Consider the following 20,559-nt stretch of genomic DNA (forward strand, 5'->3'; position numbering starts at 1 on the left):
TGAGCCAACAGCATGAAGTTGGCATGCCAATCGAACAGATTGTTTGTTCTTGGGCAATCGGGAAAATTATGGAGTGTACGCAGTGGGTTGGTTGATAACGAAGTATCTGGTCACGGCCGGAGTCATTGTCCTTGTATCCGAGATCGCCAAACGCAGTGACAAGCTCGGCGGCTTGCTCGGCGCGTTACCGCTGGTGACCATTATGGCCTTGATCTGGCTGCATGTCGGGCAGCAGTCCGAAGAAAAAATCGCCAACCACGCCTGGTACACCTTCTGGTATGTGCTGCCGACCTTGCCAATGTTCCTGGTTTTCCCAGCCTTGTTGCAGCGCATCGGTTTCTGGCCGACGCTCATTGTCTGCATTGCTCTGACCATGGTGATCTTCGGTATGTTCGCGCTGGTGATGCGACGTTTTGGTGTGAACTTGCTCTAACGGCGGTTGCTTGGCCGTGCTGTGTGCGATGCAAATCTTAGGTATTTTTGATGTCTGCGGCCCGATCTAACCAAGCAAAATCATCTTCAAGGATGAACCGTAACAACGTGCTGATCGGGTGTTCCCCCGCCTTGGCCCACTTGTTTGTCCGATGTCACATGATCCGCAAACGTCACGATTTTCTCCAGGATGGGCGATTGCGACGACAGTAGATTGGAAACCACCCCGATTAACATGGGATGGCTCAAATCATCCACCATGAATTTTTCGACCGGCCCACCATTCTTTTTGATTTTGGCATACAGATTACGGGTGTTTTTCGGGTAGACGATTGTGTCAGCGCGGCTTTCGATCAACAGCATGGGCGGGTTGGTGCCATCGGCCCAATGAATGGGCTGTGTGATGGGGTATTGGCTGGGTGGGCCGAAAATGGCTTTGAGGTCGGGCTCGACCAAGGGCAGGAAATCATACGGGCCGCCTAGGCCGATCATGCCGCGAATCCATTGACGCGGCGAACCACCCACGGCATGAAGGTAAGCCGGGTCCAGGGCCAACATCGCTGCATTGTACGCACCGGCGGAATGGCCCATCAATACGATTTCGTTTGGGCTGCCACCGTACTGGCTGATATGTTCATGCGTCCACGCTACGGCCTTGGCCGAGTCGTTCACAAAGGCCGGAAAGGTGACATTGGGATACAGCCGATAGTTGGGGATGACCACGACAAAGCCTTTGCTGGCGAGCTCTGCACCCACGAAACGATACATCGATTTATCGCCATCTTCCCACCGACCGCCCCAGAAAAAGACGATCACCGGTGCGGCATGCGCATTTGTCGGACGGTATACGTCCAGTTTCAATTGATGCTCGCGATCAAACACGATCGAGCGGGTCACTTGAACACCATCCCGGGGCGACAAGGTGTTCAGTATGGTCACCCCCGAGCAACCCTGTAGACCAAATGAGAGCGATAGAATAATCAGTACGGACCACCAGGGTTTTTTCATCAAAACTATCCAAAACAATAAAAGGAACGCGATAAGAGACGGGCATCGACGCAGGTATATACGAAGGACGGCGCCCTTTGGATGCAGGCGGCATCCAGATAAGAGCTTAGTTCATCAATCGTGTGGTGGTTATTTTGTGGGGTTGACCGGGTTCGGCGTGCGCATGGCGGCGCGGCCGCTGCTGGTGGAGAAGTGATTGATGATGCGGCAGAACAACTCGGCGGTTTGTTCGGCATCGTAGAGTGCGCCGTGGGCCTGTTGGCTGTCCCACTCAAGGCCGATGGCCTCCAGCGCTTTGGCGAGCACGGTTTCACCGACGGCCAATGCCGATAGGGTCACGGTATCGAAGGTTGAGAAGGGGTGGAATGGGTTTTTCTTGTTGCAGGTGCGTTCGCAGGCGGCGTTGATGACTGCAAGATCGAACGCTGCATTGTGGCCGACCAGTACCGCACGACGTGCGCCGTTGAGTTTGACGCGTTGGCGAATCGGCTGAAAGAATTGTTTGAGCGCTTCGGCTTCGTCCAGCGCGCAGCGAAACGGATGATCGATATCGATGCCGTTTATTTTCATCGATACAGGGTTGAGGTTGGCCCCTTCAAACGGTTGCACATGAATCTGGATGCGATCGACGGGAATGATCTTGCCGTTGGCATCGACATCCAGCAGCACGGCGGCCAGTTCGAGCAGGGCATCGGTTTGTGGATTCAAACCACCGGTTTCGACATCGACCACCACCGGCATAAAGCCGCGAAAGCGCCGTGCGATGTTCCAGTCGTTTTTTTTGGATGTGGTGAGCGCCGTGGCAATCTCGGTGAAGTCGGGCGTGTCCTGTTGCACAGGGTTCGGGCCACTCAAGCTTTGATTACTCAAGAGCAGGCCACCCGCTCGCGCCAGGATTGCACGGTGTTGTGCATCAGCATGGCGATGGTCATGGGGCCGACACCGCCGGGCACCGGCGTGATCCACGCAGCGCGTTCGGCGGCAGCGGCAAAATCGACATCACCGCACAGGCTGCCGTCTTCTTGTCGGTGAATGCCGACATCGACCACGATCGCACCGGGTTTGATCCAGTCGCCACGCACCAAACCGGGCTTGCCTGCCGCAACCACAAGCAAATCCGCGCGGCGCACATGCGCTTCAAGATCACGGGTGAAGCGGTGGGTGATGGTAACGGTCGCGCCCGCGAGCAGCAATTCGAGCGCCATGGGTCGGCCGACGATGTTGGAGGCGCCCACAACGACCGCTTCCATGCCATACAAATCCAGCTTTGCTGTTTGCAAAAGTTTCATCACACCAAAGGGCGTACAAGGACGCAGCGCGGGCTGACGAATGGCGAGCTTGCCGATGTTCTCCGGGTGAAAGCCGTCCACATCCTTGTCGGGGTGAATGCGTTCGATGATTTCTGCGGCACTCAGATGGGCGGGCAGGGGAAGCTGAACCAGAATGCCATCAATGGACGGGTCGGCGTTGTATTCATCCACCAGCGCATTGAGCTCAGCCTGAGAGATATCGGCTTTGAGATCCTTGGAAACGGAATACATACCGATCTTTTCGCAGGTTTTGCGCTTATTCGCGACATACACGCTGGAGGCCGGGTCTTCGCCCACTTGGATTACCGCCAAGCCCGGCGGGCGAAGGCCGGTTGCGACAGCGGATGTGATCTCGTCTGCGAAACCTGCTTGCAGTGCGGTCGAGAGTGCGCGTCCATCCAGTATCTGTGCTGTCATGAAGTGGTTTGCTCAAATAGTATTTTATTAGTTGCCGGATATTGTCTCATGGAGCAGGCGCGCCGCTCAACGCAACCACTCGAAGATCGGTGCGAGGTCTTTTAGTCCATGTTGGGCGAAGTAGATCAGCACAATAATGATGCCGATCGACAGCCCCCAGAACGTAAATGCCCAGCGCGATGATTTTTTGGCGCGGCTTTTATCGGGCCAGCGTCGGGGCGTTACGCCACGAAAAACGAGAATCAGCTTGGCCGATAAATTGATGGCCGTAATGTTGATGAACAGCAGCAGCAACGCCTGGCCAGCCTGGGTCCATTGGCCCCAGCCCAGAAACAAACCCAGCGCCACGGCTGGCGGCATTAAAGCCACCGCGACCATCACGCCCACAAGTCCGGTCGCCACGCCGGCCAGCAGGGAGAGCACGGCGGCAGCACCGGAGGCCAATGCGAGAATCAAGGCGCCATAGGACACGACGGTGCGTGCTTCCAACTGCGCATTGCTGGTCGGATCGATCAAAAACGAGATGAGAAAAGCAACCCCAATGGCCAGCCCCAACCCCACCAGATTGGCGATGCTCGCTTTTCGGGTCAGTGTGGTTTCGCCCAGCGTCGAGCCGAGCGCCAGCGCAAGATTGGGCCCGAGCAAGGGGGCAATCACCATCGCGCCAATCACGGCGGCCACGCTGTTTTCGACCATGCCGATGGCCGCGACAATGGCTGAGAGTGCCGTCAGCAGCAAATACGTCTGATTGAGTTCGCTACCGGTTTCGACTTGCTCGAACAACTCCTCGCGGGTCAATCCGTTGCTTTTGCCGGGTTCTTCTTCGGTCTGCGGGTCGGGTTCCTCTTCCTCTTCGATTTTCGGCAGGGTCGCGTCCACGCTGTGAATCATCACGCGGGCATCTTTGCAGTGGTCGAGGATTTGTTGCAGCGCATCCAAAACCGTTTGCACGTTGTCGGGTTTCACCATCATGCTGGTGGAAAAGCGTTCATCATCAAACGGCGAGGAGCGCCACCAGTCCACCACCTCGTCGCTGTTGGTGACCTGTTCGATGGCCTCAATCTCGGCCTTGGGTGAAATAATCTCCAGTACCTTAAGCCCCATGATTATTCTGCCTTGCTTGCCTTGAGCGCATTGGTCGCTTGATCGTATTGGAAGAAATCGTGTATCTCATCGATTGAGTGACTGCGGCGCATCGGCGGCAGGGCATCCAGTATTTGTCGACCAAAGCCGGTGCGCTGCAAGCGCGGGTCGCAGAGCACGAGCACGCCTCGGTCGGTGACATCGCGAATCAACCGGCCCACGCCCTGTTTGAAGGTGATAATGGCTTCGGGCAAGGCCATGGCCGCGAACGGTGAATGACCCGATTCCTTGATTTGTGCCTCACGGGCGCGGCGAACTGGGTCATCGGGCGAGGCGAAGGGGATGCGATCGATCATCACAACAGACAACGCCTCACCGCGCACATCCACGCCTTCCCAGAAACTCTGCGTGCCGAGCAACACGCCGTTGCCCGATTGCCGGAACTGTTCAAGCAAGGCCGCCTTGGCCTGCGTGCCTTGCACAAACAACGGAAACGGCAGTTTGCCTTCCAAAATATCGGCGGCTTTCTTCAGCTCGCGATGGCTCGTGAACAGCAAAAAGGCCCGCCCGCCGCTGGCCTTGAGCACCGGGAACACGGCACGCAAAATCTTGAGCGTGTAGTCGGGGTCTGTTTTGGGGTCCGGCGGGTTCGGTGGCAGATACATAATCGCCTGATTCGGATAATCGAAGGGCGAGGGTGTTTGCTGGCACAGCGCGAGATTCAAATTCAAACGGCGGGTGAAGTGGGAAAAATCCTTGCCCGCAGCGAGCGTGGCTGATGCAAACACCCAGGCGCGCGGCTGGCTTTCAACCACATCTGAGAATGTTTGGCCCGCATCCATCGGCGTGATGTTGAGGGTAAAGGATTTCTCGCGGCGTTCGAGCCAGCGGACTTCAGTTGTGATTTCCTCGCTGCGGCGGAAATGCGACAGCGATTGGCGCATTTGTATGGCGCGTTCATGGCAGCTGGCTAAACCCTTGCCACGCGGCGCGGCGAGTTCCAGCGCGGCGGTCAGGTCGGCTAGTCGGGTTTCGAGCGTATCGAAAGCCGCTTGAATGGTTTTATCCTCCCGCAATTCCTGCCAGGCAATGCGGTCGGTGCGGGCATTTTTCAGTGCCAAAACGCAAGGATCTATGGCCAATTCAAATTGATGCACCACGCCAAGCAGATCGGACATGTCTACCGCTTCGGCCTGTTGTTCGCGCACGATATCGCGCAACAGATCAATCATCTGCCCGCTGCTGAGGGCCGAACCGAAAAACAAGCTGGCGATCTCTGGCAGTTGATGGGCTTCATCCAAGACCACCACATCCGCTTCAGGCAACAGTTGGGCAAAGCCGCTCTGGCGAATGGCAATATCGGCGCAAAACAGATGATGGTTGATGACCACGAGATCGGCCTCATGCGCGGCCTCGCGGGCTTTCACCACAAAGCACTCATCGAAGACCGGGCATTCCTTGCCCAGACAATTCTCGTTGGTGGAGGTAACCAGTGGCCAGATGCCATGCTCTTCGCTCACGGCATCGCAACGGGCAATGTCGCCGTCGCGCGTACGTGTGCTCCAACCCTTGATGGTGTGCAGCGCCGTGACCCAGTCCGGGCTTTTGAGCCGCCCTTCGGTCATCGCGCGTTCCAAGCGGTGCAGGCACAGGTAGTTCGAGCGCCCTTTGAGCAGTGCCGTGCGCGTGGTCGAACCCATCAGTTGCTTGATTTGCGGCAAGTCCCGGCTGAAGATCTGATCCTGCAAATGCTTGGTGCCGGTGGACACGATCGCTTTGCGACCGGCGAGCAGAATCGGGGCGAGATAACCGAAGGTTTTGCCCACCCCGGTGCCCGCTTCGATCACGACGGTACGCGAATCGGTGATGGCGTCGCGGATGATCTCGGCCATTTGCAACTGGCCCGCGCGCGGCTGATAACCACTGAACGCAGCGGCAAGAACCCCGCTTTCACCAAAGACGTCTTGCAGCGTGCTTGGTTTTGAAGGCGTAGGTGCCGTGGACAGTGTGTCCGCCGCTTCCGTGTTCACAGGATGCATCCTCGAAAGGTACGCGGGGCATCAAGCCAGCGCGTTTTTTCTTCGTTCATCAGCCTTGAGTCTGACCGGGCACGAAACCGGCCTTGCGACGGGCTTCGGCGGCACCTTTTGTGTCGCCCTGGGCTTGTCGAGTCTTTGCGACCATCTGCCATGCGGCACTGACTTCCCGATTGTTTTGAGCGTATTGCACGGCACGAAGGGCGAACTGTTCGGCCTGTGCGGGTTGCTTTTGGGCTAGTCGCAATTGCGCAAAATCGAGCCAGAGTCGGGTATTGTGCGGTTGAATCTGGACGGCGCGTTCCAACGTGGCCTCGGCCCCGCCAAAATCACCGGACTGCGTTTGTGTCTCGGCGCGGGATACCAGTGCCAGAACAGCCGGGGTGCTGGCTGTTTGAACCGCTTGGGGCGGTGTGTTCGATGTTGAATTGCCATTGGATTGCGGCAGGGTTTTTTCTTGTAATCGCGGGATGTTCAGTGGGTGTGCCTGCACGGAGGGCGGCACAGGGGGCTGCTTGATGACCATGCTCGGGCGCGGCGGGGGCGTGCCGGCGCAACCAGCCAACATCGCAACGGTTATGGCAAGAAAGGCGACTGCCCCCATTTTGAGTCCGTGGGTCGGGTGTTTCATCTGTATCCGGTTTGGCATGGGGTCTGTCCTGCTGGGTGTTGTTGCGATCAGTCGTCGGTGCGCGCAAATTGGCAAGTTTTTCCTATGTAAATGCAGATTTATTCCATCCTTGGAATAAATCTGCTCGCTCATCGCGGTACACGCCCGCGATGACTCTCACGAATCAAAGACTGATGTCTTTATTCGTGTTGAGGCATCCTGCCCCAAACGGGAAGCACTGAATAAATCAGCGCTTCCCTATCCCGTTATCGGAAAAAATTCAAAATCGGGTTGAGTGGATTGCCGTTTGTCCCGCCGCCCCGATCGGTATTCCCGGAGTCGGTCGAGTTGCCGTTGCAATCGAGAATGGTTTTGGGTTCGAAACCGCTCATAAATGGCATCAGGATGCCGGGGCACTGGCTGGGAACGCGCGCCTGCTGCGCCACATCGACATTGACGAAATCGATGCCTTTGGGCGGTGTCATGTCCCGTGGCTTGTTGTAGAGCGGTTTGAATGCCGCTGCCCATAAAGGCAATGCACCGCTGGCACCGGTCAGGCTGGTGGGCTTGTCGTCATCGCGACCGACCCAAATTACCCCGACCCGATTGCCCGTAAAGCCGGCGAACCAGGCATCCCGGCTGTCGTTGGTGGTACCTGTCTTGCCGGCTACACCCACCGACGGGGGAATGGTGCGGTTCAAGGCGCGTGCCGTGCCGTTATTCACCACACCTTGCATGGCGTATTGCAGCAGATAGAGCGCATCGGGATCGGCCACTTTGGTGACGGTCAGCGGGTAACGCGTCAGCGGTTTGCCTTCGGCATCCACCACACTGCGAATGGCGCGCAGCGGACTGTAAAAGCCGTCTGAGGAGAGCGTTTGGAAGATTTGTGCGACATTAAATGGACTCATCGTCATCGAGCCGAGCAGCATCGAGGGATAAAACGGCTTGATGTCTGGTCCGCCCAGTCGGTGCAACATGGCCGATACATTATCCAAGCCAACGCTCAAGCCAAGACGGATACTCGGCACATTGCGCGATTCGGCCAAATCAGTGTACAGCGGCGTGGGGCCGAGGAATTTACGGTCGTAGTTTTCCGGTTTCCAGGGTTTTGAGCCGGGCTGATCGACGGTCAAGGGGCTGTCGTCCAGTGGCGTGATCAGTGAGTACTTAGCCGGATCGGAGAGCGCTGTCAGGTAAATGGTGGGTTTGATCAGCGAGCCGATCTGTCGCTGGGCATCCAAAGCGCGGTTGTAACCCTCATAGGTTGGATTGCGCCCGCCGATCAACGCTTCGACTTCACCGGTACCGATCGAGGTGATGATGCCCGCGGTCTCCAGGGAGTCGGGCTTGTAATGACGGGCTTTTTCAATCGCATTCAGTGCTGTGACCGAGTGCTCAAGCGCTGCCTGAACACGGGGCTGCATGGTGGTGAAAATGCGTAACCCTTTGGTTTTGAGGTCTTCGGGGTTGTATTGCTGCGACAGTTGCCGTTGCACCAGATCCAGGAACGCGGGATGGGGCGAGGTCGTGCCTTTTTCCTTGAGTACGCCCAGTGGCTTTTGTTTGAGTTCGCCCGCTTCGGTTTCCGAGATCAGGCCGTTGTTGGCCATAAGATCAATGACGGTGTCACGACGATCCTTTGCGCGTTCAGGGTTTCGACGGGGATTGTAGTACGACGCGCCCTTGACCATGCCGACGAGCAGGGCGATTTCCTCGGGCCGCAGTTCGTCGACCGGCCGGCCGAAATAATAGCGCGCGGCCAAGCCAAAACCGTGAATGGCGCGGCTGCCGTCCTGACCGAGGTACACCTCGTTCAAATAACCTTCGAGGATTTTATCCTTGGAGTAGTGCCATTCCATTTCCAGCGCCATGATCATTTCTTCGAGCTTGCGCTTGTAGGTGCGCTTGGGCGTGAGAAACAGATTCTTGGCCAGTTGCTGGGTGATGGTGCTGCCGCCTTGCACTTTATGACCGCTGACAATATTGACCAGCAGCGCGCGCAGGACCGCGCTCGGCACCACGCCGTGATGATAATAAAAATCCCGATCTTCGACCGTGATGAGCGTCTTGATCAGGAGCGGCGCGTCTTTCTGTACCTGTTCCACATTGAGCAGCACGCGGTCTTCATTGATGTCCGGGTAGAGTTGGCCGATCGTCATCGGTTCCAGGCGGATGATACCGAGGCTGTTGCCCTTGTCGTCGTTGACTGCCTTGACCCGGTTATCGATGAATTGAACCCGAATCTGCCTGTCCGTTTCGTTGCCATCCGGGAAATCGAATGCCCTGCGGTGCAGGCGGATTTCATTGCCGACTCGATCATATGTTCCCGTTTCGGTGAGTGTGTCTCGGTCGCGATAATGCAGACTGGTGAGTTCGTCCACCAGTTCGCCGGGTGAGAGATGTTGACCGACATAAATTTCTTGTGGCGCGGCATAAACGGTGGCGGGCAGCTTCCAGAGCGTGCCGGAAAAGCGATCGACGACGCGTTGATTCAGAAAATACGCCCAGATGCTCATCAGCGCAGTGAGCACCAGTACAGCGATAATAACGATGCGCCAGAAAAGACCACGCAGGCTGAAACGACCCACACGAACGCCCTTCGAAGCGCTGTTGTTGGCTGGTTTTTTACCGTTAGAACCTTTGCGGGCTGGGGGTTTTTGGGCTGGTCGAGCTGTTTTTTTTGTTTGCGCCACCGAGTTCACCCACACTGATACACTAGAACCATAATTAGTGACCAGTTTAACAGCATCTGGCATGAAGGGTGCCTCGAAAGACCGTGATCCTCGTTCGATGCGTCATTCGTCACGAACAGTCGGTTCTTCAATTCGATCTTATTCACGTGATGCCCTTTTGCCTGAGCACATATAAATTTCCAGTTCAAAAATTTCTGAAGGAATAAATGGTTATGAATTCCCCCGTTACACAGGCGCTACCTCTGGAGCAATTCAAGCGACATCTGCATGACCAATATGGCGAAGTGGTGCATTTGCAGACCCATATTTCCCACGTGTTGCTGGCCGGGCCGCACGCGTACAAAATCAAAAAACCCATGGATTTCGGCTTTCTCAATTTTACCGACCGCGACCAACGGCGGTTCTTCTGCCATGAAGAAATCCGCCTGAATCGGCGGCTCGCGCCCGATCTGTATCTGGGTGTGGTCGGGCTTGATGCGGATGGACGACTGGTGGAAACGGCCAACACGCAAATCGAGCCGATGGTGCACATGCGTCGTTTTGATCAGAATGATCGCCTGGATAACTACGCGCAGACCCAAGGCTTGGATGACGTGCTGATCGACGATCTGGCCCGGCAAATCGATCAATTTCACCAGAATGCAGCCATCGCGCCGAAAGATAGTCATTTCGGTACCCCTGAAACGGTTTATTTCCCAATCAATCAGAATTTCGAGCAGATTCGCGGCTTTCTGACCGATGATGCCGATCAAACCCAGATCGACCGCATTGAGACGGCAAGCGAAGCGGCTTTTCTGGCGCTCAAGCCCACCATCGCAGCGCGCAAGAGTTCCGGCCATGTGCGCGAGGGACACGGCGATATGCATTTGGGCAATATTGCCCGAATCAACGGCAAGGTGATGATTTTCGACGGCATCGAGTTCAACGAAGATTTCCGTTGGAGCGATACGGCCAACGATCTGGCGTTCCTGCTGATGGACCTCACCGATCGACAGTTTCTCGGTGCCGCGCGTCGTTTGTTGAGTGTTTACCTCGAATCCAGCGGCGATTATGAAGCCCTGCCGCTCATTCGCTTCTATGCGGCCTATCGAGCGATGGTGCGCGCCAAAATCGCCTTGTTCGGCATTCGCCCCGATATGAGCGCCGATGAGCAGGCAGGGCAGTGGGCCATCTTCCGCCGTTATGCCGATCTGGCCGAACAGTTCCTGGCGCCGACCGAGGCCTCGCTGTGGATTACGGTGGGCTTCTCGGGGAGTGGGAAATCTTTGGCGTCGATGGAGCTGGTGCAATCATTGGGCGCGGTGCGAGTGCGCTCGGATGCCGAGCGGCTGCGTCACTTCCCGGAACGTGCCATGCGCTACACACCGGAGGCAACCAAGTACGTTTATAACCACTTGATCGATATCGCAACGATTGGATTGAACGCCGGTTGGCCGATGATCATCGACGCCACGTTTCTGCGTGCGGAGCATCGTGCGTTGTTCGAGCAACTGGCCCAGACCCTCGGTTTCCCGTTCCATATTTTATTCATCGAATGCGATGCACCTACGTTGCGTCGCTATCTGCGCGAACGCACGGCACAAGGCGGGGATATTTCGGAAGCAAACGAGGAAGTGCTCGAAGCGCAATTGCAAAAACTCCAGCCGCTGACGACCGCCGAACACGCCTACACTTATCGCTTGCAATGCGATACGTCATTTGCCGGTCAAATTGCCGATATTGTCTGGGCAAAGACAACCTGACAATAGGGCATCAGATTGCCGCCTTGGACAGTCAACCGTTAATAATCATAGGCAAAATAAGTAGTCGTGGATGCTCGCCAAAAAGCCAGGACTGTTTGCTTCAATCAAGTCGTATCACTACGACTTCAAGTGGAGGGCTCAGAGCAGTGATCTGCCTTGATCCACTTGTGTCGATCGTTCTCAGTGCTTGACCTGATTGCCCACCAAACCACCTACGGCGGCGCCCCCCACGGTACCCAGGGCATTGCCATTCGTCAGGATCGACCCGCCGATGGCGCCAACCCCTGCCCCGATGGCGGTGTTGCGCTCGCGGGGTGTCATGTTCGCACAGCCAGACAAGCTGACTAAAACCAAACCCAGCACGGTCAGTGTCTTCAAGCTCTTCATCAATACGCCTCCAAAATGAGTTGCAGATTCCGTAATGATGATAGACGTCATTATGAAAAAAGATGTATCGCACCTACAACAAAGCGATTAAGGCAAAACCAGCCAACATCCACCAGCCGAGTGCCGGTCAATGCTGTTTACCGGCCGAGTGAATAGCAACTACCTGCAGGGCTGGGCCGTCAGCGTTTTTACTTCTTAAGTTCATTGCGCCAGGCATAAATCAAATCCAGCGCCTGCTTCGGCGTGAGTATGTCCGGGTCGAGTTTTTCGAGCGCGGTAATCAACGGGTGCGGCTCAATCTCAGGTTCCTCAATTGCATCGGTTACTTCGGGCGCGGCAAACAAATCGAGCTGCGGCGTGGCCGCTCCCACGGGGTGTTGCTGCTCTAGTTGTTTTAGTAACGCTTGTGCTCGCCGAATAGCCTCCCGGGGCAAACCGGCCAGCGCAGCGACCTTGATGCCGTAACTCTGGCTGGCCGGGCCATCTTTCACGCTGTGCAGAAAAATCAAATCGTCCTTGTGTGTGACGGCATCGAGGTGTACGTTTCGGACCGTATCGAAGCGCTCGGTCAGTTGAGTCAGCTCGAAGTAATGGGTGGCGAACAGCGTGAGCGCGCGGTTGCGGCGAATCAGGTGCTCCGCCACGGCCCAGGCCAGTGCCAGGCCATCGAAGGTCGACGTGCCCCGACCGATTTCATCGATCAATACCAGTGAATTTTCGGTCGCCGTGTGCAGGATTTCTGCCGTTTCGGTCATCTCGACCATAAAAGTCGAACGGCCGGAGGCCAGATCATCGCCCGCGCCGATGCGGGTGAAAATGCGATCGATCGGACCGATACGCGCGCGGGTAGCAGGGACGAACGCGCCAATGTGCGCCAGCAGCACGATCAACGCCGTTTGCCGCATATAGGTCGATTTACCGCCCATGTTCGGGCCGGTAATCATCAACAGTTGCCGGTTTGGCGTGAGTTCGCAATCATTCGGTGTGAAGGGCTGATTCCCTAAGGTTTGTTTGGTCAGGGCTTCAATCACCGGATGTCGTCCCGCTTCGATGTGGATGCCCGGTTCACTGCCGAGTTCCGGTGCCACCCAGCGCTGGCACTCGGCCACCCGCGCCAAACTGTGCAGCACATCGACCTCGGCAATGGCTTCGGCCATGCGGCGCAGGGCGCTCTGGTGCGTCGCGAGGGTTTGCAACAATTCGGTGAAGAGCCCTTGTTCGCGTGCCAAGGCGCGGTCGCGGGCGGACAACACGCGATCTTCGAAGGTTTTCAGCTCTTCGGTCGTATAGCGCTCCACCGATTTGAGCGTCTGGCGGCGAATAAACTGCGGTGGCATTTTTTCGGCCTGCAACCGGCTGACTTCAAAATAGAACCCCTGCACACGGTTGTAGGCGATCTTCAAGGACTGAATACCGCTTTGCAGTCGCGCTTGGGCTTCGAGCGCATTCAGGGCGTCGTCCGCGTGTTCAGAAAGGTGGCGCAATTCGTCGAGTTCGGCATCGAATCCGGCGGCAATCACGCCGCCATCGCGCAGCCACACGGGTGGTTGGGTCACCAGTGCGCGGTTCAGCAATTCACGCGGGGCGGGTTGATCGGTCAGCCGAACGGCCAGATCGCGCCATAAGGGCAGGTCGAGTTGGTTGAGTTGCGCACTCAGCGCGGGCAATACACCAAGGGCATCGCGCAGCCCGGACAAATCACGGGGGCGGGCGCTGCCCATCACGATGCGGGTGGTGATGCGTTCAATATCGTTGATACCGCGCAACGATTCGCGCAGCGCATTGATCTTGCCGCGCTCGATCAGTTCGCCAATCGCCTGCTGCCGATGCCGCAACACGGCCTGATCACGCAGCGGGCGACCTAGCCAATGCTTGAGCAGCCGCGAGCCGTGCGCGGTCACCGTCTCATCCAGCAGGTTGATCAGCGTGGCTGCCGAACGGCCGTCATCGTGACTTCCTTCTTGATTTGAAGTGAAGAGCTCCAGATGGCGACGGGTGTTGCGGTCAATCAGCAGGGCATCGCCCAGGTGCTCCACCCGCAGGCGCTCGATATGCGGCACGGCACTACGCTGGGTCTCGGCTACATAGGTCAGCAAAATGGCGGCCGCACCCAGCGCCGGTTGATGGATTTCCGTCACGCCAAAACTTTTAAGATCGTGAATCTGCCAGTGTTTGAGCAAGGCCGCCTGCCCGCGTTTGGCATCGAACTGCCAATCGGCGCGCGTACGCCAACGTTTGGGGTCCACGCCTATCTTCGCCGCCGTGTCGGCGGCCTCGGCCAGCGATTCCGGCAACAGCAATTCACGCGGATCGATTCGCGCCAGCTCGGCCGTCAGCGCCGCATCATCGAGCCGCATGAGCACGAAATCGCCTGCCGCCAGATCCAGATGCGCCAACCCGTATTCCGGTGGCGTGGTTGCCAGCGGCACCAATGCCGCCAAGCGGTTGCCTTCGCGCTGATCGAGCAAGGCCTCATCCGTGACCGTTCCGGGTGTGACGACCCGCACCACCGCACGCTCCATCGGGCCTTTGGTTTTGGTTTCACCGATCTGCTCGCAAATGGCCACCGATTCGCCCGCGCGAATCAACCGCGCCAGATAGCTCTCGTAGGCATGAACCGGAACACCCGCCATCGGAATCGGCTCGCCTGCCGACTGCCCGCGCGTCGTCAGTGTCAAATCGAGAATGCGCGCCGCCCGCTCGGCATCGGCGTAAAACAGCTCGTAAAAATCCCCCATACGATAAAACAGCAACACATCCGGGTGCGCCTGTTTCATCGTCCAGAATTGCTGCATCATCGGCGTGTGTTGGCTTAGATCTTTTGATTCAGTCACTTGTTGCTCTTTCGTCTAATTTTCCCAATGACTGTTTAAAACTCGGAGTATCCACCATGACGCATGAACGATTACGAATATACCGGTTCGTCATTTCTTCGTTGGCGTGTCCGCCGAGGGCTTGCGTATTTTTTTGAGTCTTTGAGTGAATTGGTACGCAGGTCGTGAAGCGCGGTGCCTTGCACCCCAACTTTACTGAAAGCACTTCGATTCATACCTTTGCGGGTCTGGTGTGTTTTTGGATCCTTCAGGCTTGCCTTATCCCTGGTTTAGGATGAGGCATGAACGAGGGTATTTTCCATGTCCTGCACGGGTAGGTCTGCATTGGTGCAAACCTTTCTTAGATAAAAACACGAATGTCCAGTTGACCTTTTTGATCCAGTTCGATCAATACCCGTTTGCCCCATGCCGGATGCTTGGCTAACTGCTCGCCATCAAGGTAGATGCCGTTGATGGCGATAATTTCCGGCTCGAATGATTCACAGAAAATTCGGGCCTGTGGCATGCCGTTGACGCCCGCCGCAGCCGTGCCTTTGAGTGCGCCATGGACATAAATTGAGCCATCAGCCACCACCCGCGCGCCTGCTCCGACCATGCTGATGACGATCAGGTCGGCTTGTTTTGCATAAAGTTCTGCCCCTGAACGCACTGGCTGACGAATAACCATCGGCGGCTCCAGCGAATGAGCCGGACGTTCTGTTTCAGGCGCGTGTACTTCCTTGGCGGCGGGTTTTGGCTCCACTGGCTCCGGGGCTACAAGTTCTTTGACTACGGGTGGAGCCGCCACGGGTTCTGGAACAGGGCGGCCTTCAATGTGCGGTAGTTGGGCTTGTGCTGCCTGTTCTCGCTGTTTTGCGTTACCGCCCAACACGGCAATGGGTTCGAGTTGGTAATTCCGGAGCAAGCTGATCAGTGCTGGGAAATCGACCCATTTGCCGCTGTTTTCGATACCCGAAAGATCAATCAGTATCGGCTCCGGTTTACTGAAGATGCCATGCCCACCGAATGTATCTTTGAACGCCCTGGTCAGCTTCAGTAAGTGGGTTTCTCGCAGCACCAGGCAAGTCACGGGAGCAGGGTTGCGGTGCAGGCTGAACGTTTCGTGTTCGATCGGGGTAAAGGGCGATGGGCTCATGGATGGATTGTCTGGTTATATTTCTGATTATATTTTGGGATGAAATTTTTTCGTTAGGACTTGGTCGTTGAAACGGTACCGTGATGCTTTATAACTGACAGATCGCCAATTCGAAAGCGACATCGTGATTGACCTGAAAAGGATGCCCTGTCTGGCGGTCGAGTCGCATGAAGCGGACGATGACGCGATGTTTGCTGGCGCTAATTTCTGGATACACATTGCTGCCATCATCCAAAAGAACGCGAACCAGCTGATACGGTGTTCCCAGTTCCAGATTCAATTGAAAAAAGCCATCCTCCGCCGTTCGGATTTCCGGAGCTACGCTGTTGCGGATGAGGTCGATGACCAGCTCATTTGCTCTGCGGATGGTGGCGAGGGGTTCCAGCCACTCCAGAAAGTCTTCCCTTCGCTCTGAATAAGGCTGCGCCAGCCAGTAGTGCAACGCTGCCAAGTCGAAAACACACAAGGCGCCGGGGATCGAAGCGCGCTGACGAATGGCATTGATCAGCTCGTGTTTTTTCAGGTGTGCCCCCGGTTGCGTGTTCATCCGGTGGAGTTGATCGAGCAATTGCGCCTGCTGATCCAGCAACTGATTCAGCATTTCGGCATTGACCTGCGGCGTGTGCGCTACCTGAAGCAGCTTGGCCTGTTGGCGCTCCAGTTCCTTGATGAGTTCCCGTTTAACATCAATTCGCCCGAGCACATCGGTGGCTTCGATCAGAATGAGCATCGCACACAACGAACCCTCGGCAGTTTCGTCTGCCAAGTGCTGATCGAAGCGATCGAACAGATACTCCAGCCTGAGACAGGCACGAATCCGTTCATTCAAAGGTTGTTCGAAGTTTTTCAGAAAGCTTGCCCCGGTAAACTGTTCTTTCATGGCATCTTTGATTAAATCGAATGTGCCGCCATGAACCATCAATAGCGTGAATGTACATGAAATATCATATTTTTTGATTTTTGCCCTCTGAATACGCTGGGATGGCGTTATTCAAAGCATGCTCAAATCCACGTTCTTTGATGGTACACCCAACGAAGGCGGGCTGGCTATGCCCTGGGTTTAGTTTGGCCTACCATCTGTGCTCGCCAAGGTTTATTCAGGTTCGTAGCCCAAAATCGGCGCCAGCCAGCGTTCGCTTTCTTTGAGCGACCAGCCTTTGCGCTCGGCATAATCGTGAACCTGGTCGCGGCCGATTTTGCCCGTGCCGAAATAGCGGGCGTCGGGATGGGCGAAATACCAGCCGGATACCGCCGCCCCCGGGTACATGGCAAAGTTCTCCGTTAAGGAAATGCCCGCGCGGGTCTCCGGTTCAAGCAAAGACCAGAGCGTGCCTTTTTCGGTGTGATCGGGGCAGGCGGGATACCCCGGTGCCGGGCGAATGCCTTGATATTGCTCGGCAATCATGGCGTCGTTATCCATCGGCTCGTCGGGTGCATAGCCCCAGAATTCGGTACGTACTCGGTAATGCAGGTGCTCGGCGAAGGCTTCGGCTAAACGATCGGCCAGTGCTTTGAGCAAAATGGCGTGGTAATCGTCCATCGCTTTTTCGAAGCGTTCGATGTGCGGTTCGATACCGTGGCCGGTGGTGACGGCAAAGCCGCCGATCCAGTCTTTTATTTTCTTGCCGGTGGGCGCGACAAAATCGGCCAGGCACTGGTTCGGCTTACCGCCGCTGCGCGGCATTTGCTGGCGGATATGATGCAATGTGGTTAATACCGATTGGCGTTTTTCGTCGGTGAACACGCGGATATCATCGTCGATGCTGGCGGCAGGCCAGAATCCGATCACACCGCTGGCTTTCACCCACTTCTCCTCGACCATGGTTTTGAGCATGGCTTGTGCGTCATCGAAGAGTTTGCGCGCCTCCAAACCGACTTTTTCATCGTCGAGAATCGCCGGATATTTACCAAAGAGTTGCCAGCTCTGGAAAAACGGCGTCCAGTCGATAAAGGGCAGGATGTCTTCGAGCGGATAATCTTCGAACACCGTGATGCCCGGTGTTTTCGGCGCCACGGGCGTGTAATTCGAATAATCCATTACCTGTTTGTTGGCGCGCGCCTCGGCCAGATTGGCCCGTTTGGCTTCTTTCTGATTGGCCTTGCGGCGGGCCACGAGTTCGGCGTATTCGTTGGCGATGCCTTGGACATAGACGGCTTTGTTTTCGCCCAAAAGGCTTGCGGCTACGCCGACGGCACGTGAGGCATCGAGCACATGCACGACGGGTTGTTCGTACACCGGCGCAATTTTCAGTGCGGTGTGCAGTTTGGAGGTGGTGGCGCCGCCAATCATCAGGGGCAGGGTAAATCCTTGGCGCTGCATTTCGCTGGCGACGGTGACCATTTCGTCCAATGATGGCGTAATCAACCCGGACAAACCGATGATGTCGCATTGTTCGGCAATGGCGGTATCGAGAATTTTCTGGGTGGGCACCATCACGCCTAAGTCGACGATCTCAAAGCCATTGCATTGCAGTACCACGCCGACGATGTTCTTGCCGATGTCGTGGACATCGCCCTTGACGGTCGCCATCAAGATTTTGCCCGCCGTTTCGGCCGCGCAGCCACCGGCGGCGGCTTCGGCCTCCATGAAGGGTAAAAGATGCGCCACGGCCTTTTTCATGACGCGGGCGGATTTGACGACTTGCGGCAGAAACATTTTGCCGGCACCGAACAGGTCGCCAACGATATTCATGCCGTCCATCAGCGGGCCTTCGATGACGTGCAACGGGCGCTCGGCGGCCAATCGGGCTTCCTCGGTGTCTTCGATCACGAATTGGTCGATGCCCTTGATCAGCGAGTGCGACAATCGCTTGTTGACGGGCAGTTCGCGCCAGGCGAGATCCGCACCGGATTTGGCCTCGCCCGTGCCACTGCCGCGATATTTTTCGGCGATGTCGAGCATGCGATCGGTGGCATCATCGCGGCGATTGAGCACGATGTCCTCGACCGCTTCGCGCAGTTCGGCGGGGATGTCATCGACGATGACCAGCTGTCCGGCGTTGACAATCCCCATGTCCATGCCAGCCGCCACCGCATGGTTGAGGAATACGCTGTGAATGGCCTCGCGCACCGGCTCATTACCGCGAAACGAGAACGATACATTCGAGACGCCGCCGGAGATTAGCGCATGCGGCAGGTTTTGCTTGATCCAGCGGGTGCCCTCGATAAAGTCCACCGCGTAGTTGTTGTGCTCTTCAATGCCGGTGGCAATCGCGAAAATATTCGGGTCGAAGATGATGTCTTCGGCCGGGAAGCCGACTTCTTCGGTGAGTAGTTTGTAGGCGCGAGAACAAATCTCGATGCGCCGCTGTACCGTGTCGGCCTGACCGTGCTCATCGAAGGCCATCACCACGGCCGCTGCGCCGTAGCGCCGCACCAGGCGCGCGTGTTCGAGGAAAATGTCCTCGCCTTCTTTCATCGAGATCGAATTGACAATCGGTTTACCTTGCACCCACTGCAAGCCCTTTTCGATCACGGCGAATTTGGAACTGTCGATCATGATCGGCACACGCGAGATGTCCGGCTCGGAGGCGATCAGCTTCAAAAAACGCTCCATCGCCGCTTCGCCATCGATCAGGCCTTCATCCATATTGATATCAATGATCTGCGCACCGGCTTCGACTTGTTGACGGGCCACGTCGAGCGCGGTCGTAAAATCTCCTTCCTTGATTAACCGGCGAAAACGCGCCGAACCGGTCACATTGGTGCGCTCGCCCACGTTGACGAACAGCGATTCGGGCGTGATATTGAACGGCTCAAGCCCAGACAAGCGGCAGGCGGGCTCGGGCTTGGGCGGTACGCGAGGGGGATGCGGCGCGACCTGCTGGGCCATGTAGGCAATGTGCTCCGGCGTGGTGCCGCAACAACCGCCGACGATGTTGATAAGCCCCGAGCGCGCCCATTCGCCGATTTGTTGCGCCATGGGGTCGGCTTCCAGATCGTATTCGCCCAGCTCATTCGGCAAGCCCGCGTTCGGGTGGACGGATACCGGAAACTCACTGACGCGCGACAGCTCGGCGACATATTGACGCAGCAAATCAGGGCCGAGCGCACAGTTCAGGCCGATGGATAAGGGTTGCGCGTGGCGCAGGCTGTTGTAAAACGCTTCAGTCGTCTGCCCGGAGAGCGTGCGGCCGGAGGCATCGGTAATGGTGCCGGAAATCATCACCGGCCAGCGCTGCCCGCGATCCGCGAACAACTGTTCCAGCGCGAACACCGCCGCTTTGGCATTGAGCGTGTCGAAAATGGTTTCGATCAACAGAATATCGACACCACCTTCGATGAGCCCTTCCGCCGATTCGCGGTAAGCTGAACTCAGTTCCTCGAAGGTGACATTGCGAAACCCCGGATCATTCACATCCGGCGAGATCGAACCGGTTCGGCTCGTCGGCCCGATAATGCCTGCAACAAAACGCGGTTTTTCGGGTGTCTCAAGGGTTTTGGCATCCGCACATTCGCGAGCGAGACGGGCTGCCGCGACGTTGATCTCGTAGGCCAGTTCCTGCATTTGGTAATCGGCCATCGAGATGCGCGTGGCGTTGAACGTGTTGGCCTCGATAATATCGGCACCGGCATCGAGGTAGGCACGGTGAATATCGCTAATCACTTTTGGTTGGGTCAGCACCAACAGATCATTATTGCCTTTAAGATCAACCGGCCAATCGGCAAAGCGTTCCCCCCGAAACTCAGATTCTGAGAGTCTGCGCTTCTGAATCATGGTGCCCATCGCGCCATCCAGAATCAGGATGCGTTCGTGCATCAAGGCGCGCAGTTGGGCGAAAACAGGTTGTTCGATGATTTTTTGAGTCATGAGTGTGATGAACCAGAAATGCGTGCGCTGACAATGTACTGCGCTGGATGATTGTATTT

14 protein-coding genes are annotated in these 20,559 nt (G+C 56.6%); 2 read left to right on the forward strand and 12 right to left on the reverse strand.

What is annotated here, in order from left to right:
- Positions 1-82: 82 nt before the first annotated feature.
- A complete protein-coding gene (locus HNEAP_RS03255) occupies positions 83-433 on the forward strand; it encodes a DUF3147 family protein (RefSeq protein ID WP_012823532.1) in 351 nt (116 codons plus the stop codon).
- An 86-nt stretch (positions 434-519) separates the two neighbouring features.
- Here HNEAP_RS03255 and HNEAP_RS03260 read toward each other — a convergent pair whose 3' ends face one another.
- The 7 genes from HNEAP_RS03260 to mrcB all read right to left on the reverse strand — a co-directional run bounded on the left by HNEAP_RS03260 (position 520) and on the right by mrcB (position 9,592).
- The gene (locus HNEAP_RS03260) at positions 520-1,440 is read right to left on the reverse strand and encodes an alpha/beta hydrolase (RefSeq protein ID WP_012823533.1); all 921 of its coding nucleotides are present in this window, start codon (positions 1,438-1,440) and stop codon (positions 520-522) included.
- A gap of 129 nt (positions 1,441-1,569) precedes the next feature.
- Entirely contained in the window at positions 1,570-2,310 is a 741-nt protein-coding gene (gene rnt / locus HNEAP_RS03265; protein ID WP_336433113.1) for a ribonuclease T, read from the reverse strand.
- Positions 2,307-3,167: a bifunctional methylenetetrahydrofolate dehydrogenase/methenyltetrahydrofolate cyclohydrolase FolD gene (gene folD / locus HNEAP_RS03270; RefSeq protein WP_012823535.1), complete on the reverse strand. Its 861-nt coding sequence runs from the start codon at positions 3,165-3,167 to the stop codon at positions 2,307-2,309. Before folD ends, rnt begins: the two co-directional genes overlap by 4 nt.
- A 66-nt stretch (positions 3,168-3,233) precedes the next feature.
- A complete protein-coding gene (locus HNEAP_RS03275; protein WP_012823536.1) occupies positions 3,234-4,271 on the reverse strand; it encodes a TIGR00341 family protein in 1,038 nt (345 codons plus the stop codon).
- Between the two features lie 2 nt (positions 4,272-4,273).
- Entirely contained in the window at positions 4,274-6,280 is a 2,007-nt protein-coding gene (locus HNEAP_RS03280) for a DNA repair helicase YoaA (protein ID WP_012823537.1), read from the reverse strand.
- Positions 6,281-6,338: 58 nt separating this feature from the next.
- The gene (locus HNEAP_RS12175; RefSeq protein ID WP_012823538.1) at positions 6,339-6,935 is read right to left on the reverse strand and encodes a tetratricopeptide repeat protein; all 597 of its coding nucleotides are present in this window, start codon (positions 6,933-6,935) and stop codon (positions 6,339-6,341) included.
- A 227-nt stretch (positions 6,936-7,162) separates the two neighbouring features.
- Positions 7,163-9,592: a penicillin-binding protein 1B gene (mrcB, locus tag HNEAP_RS03290; RefSeq protein WP_166635971.1), complete on the reverse strand. Its 2,430-nt coding sequence runs from the start codon at positions 9,590-9,592 to the stop codon at positions 7,163-7,165.
- A gap of 212 nt (positions 9,593-9,804) precedes the next feature.
- Here mrcB and HNEAP_RS03295 point away from each other — a divergent pair, with 212 nt between their 5' ends.
- Entirely contained in the window at positions 9,805-11,334 is a 1,530-nt protein-coding gene (locus tag HNEAP_RS03295) for a bifunctional aminoglycoside phosphotransferase/ATP-binding protein (RefSeq protein WP_012823540.1), read from the forward strand.
- Between the two features lie 180 nt (positions 11,335-11,514).
- On the opposite strand, the gene HNEAP_RS03300 is transcribed toward HNEAP_RS03295, so the two are convergent.
- From HNEAP_RS03300 to metH, 5 genes are all read right to left on the reverse strand, one after another.
- Positions 11,515-11,721, reverse strand: a complete 207-nt coding sequence (locus HNEAP_RS03300; protein ID WP_012823541.1) for a glycine zipper 2TM domain-containing protein — start codon at positions 11,719-11,721, stop codon at positions 11,515-11,517.
- 188 nt (positions 11,722-11,909) lie between these two features.
- On the reverse strand, positions 11,910-14,519 hold the full coding sequence (mutS, locus tag HNEAP_RS03305; RefSeq protein WP_049772458.1) for a DNA mismatch repair protein MutS: 2,610 nt from the start codon (positions 14,517-14,519) through the stop codon (positions 11,910-11,912).
- 376 nt (positions 14,520-14,895) lie between these two features.
- Positions 14,896-15,690, reverse strand: coding sequence for a septum site-determining protein MinC (gene minC / locus HNEAP_RS03310; protein WP_012823543.1), 795 nt, complete (start codon positions 15,688-15,690; stop codon positions 14,896-14,898).
- 88 nt (positions 15,691-15,778) lie between these two features.
- Positions 15,779-16,570, reverse strand: coding sequence for a cell division protein ZapD (gene zapD, locus HNEAP_RS03315; RefSeq protein ID WP_166635972.1), 792 nt, complete (start codon positions 16,568-16,570; stop codon positions 15,779-15,781).
- Between the two features lie 213 nt (positions 16,571-16,783).
- The gene (metH, locus tag HNEAP_RS03320; protein ID WP_012823545.1) at positions 16,784-20,500 is read right to left on the reverse strand and encodes a methionine synthase; all 3,717 of its coding nucleotides are present in this window, start codon (positions 20,498-20,500) and stop codon (positions 16,784-16,786) included.
- Between the last annotated feature and the right edge of the window lie 59 nt (positions 20,501-20,559).

Origin of the sequence: Halothiobacillus neapolitanus c2 (assembly GCF_000024765.1) — a bacterium.
Classification (GTDB): domain Bacteria; phylum Pseudomonadota; class Gammaproteobacteria; order Halothiobacillales; family Halothiobacillaceae; genus Halothiobacillus; species Halothiobacillus neapolitanus.

Excerpts from the sequence above, each read along its gene's own strand:
- HNEAP_RS03260 (WP_012823533.1), bottom strand. The coding sequence starts at position 1,440 with ATGAAAAAACCCTGGTGGTCCGTACTGATTATTCTATCGCTCTCATTT.
- folD (WP_012823535.1), bottom strand. The coding sequence starts at position 3,167 with ATGACAGCACAGATACTGGATGGACGCGCACTCTCGACCGCACTGCAA.
- HNEAP_RS03275 (WP_012823536.1), bottom strand. The coding sequence starts at position 4,271 with ATGGGGCTTAAGGTACTGGAGATTATTTCACCCAAGGCCGAGATTGAG.
- HNEAP_RS12175 (WP_012823538.1), bottom strand. The coding sequence starts at position 6,935 with ATGCCAAACCGGATACAGATGAAACACCCGACCCACGGACTCAAAATG.
- HNEAP_RS03295 (WP_012823540.1), top strand. The coding sequence starts at position 9,805 with ATGAATTCCCCCGTTACACAGGCGCTACCTCTGGAGCAATTCAAGCGA.
- HNEAP_RS03300 (WP_012823541.1), bottom strand. The coding sequence starts at position 11,721 with ATGAAGAGCTTGAAGACACTGACCGTGCTGGGTTTGGTTTTAGTCAGC.
- mutS (WP_049772458.1), bottom strand. The coding sequence starts at position 14,519 with ATGATGCAGCAATTCTGGACGATGAAACAGGCGCACCCGGATGTGTTG.
- minC (WP_012823543.1), bottom strand. The coding sequence starts at position 15,690 with ATGAGCCCATCGCCCTTTACCCCGATCGAACACGAAACGTTCAGCCTG.
- zapD (WP_166635972.1), bottom strand. The coding sequence starts at position 16,570 with ATGAAAGAACAGTTTACCGGGGCAAGCTTTCTGAAAAACTTCGAACAA.
- metH (WP_012823545.1), bottom strand. The coding sequence starts at position 20,500 with ATGACTCAAAAAATCATCGAACAACCTGTTTTCGCCCAACTGCGCGCC.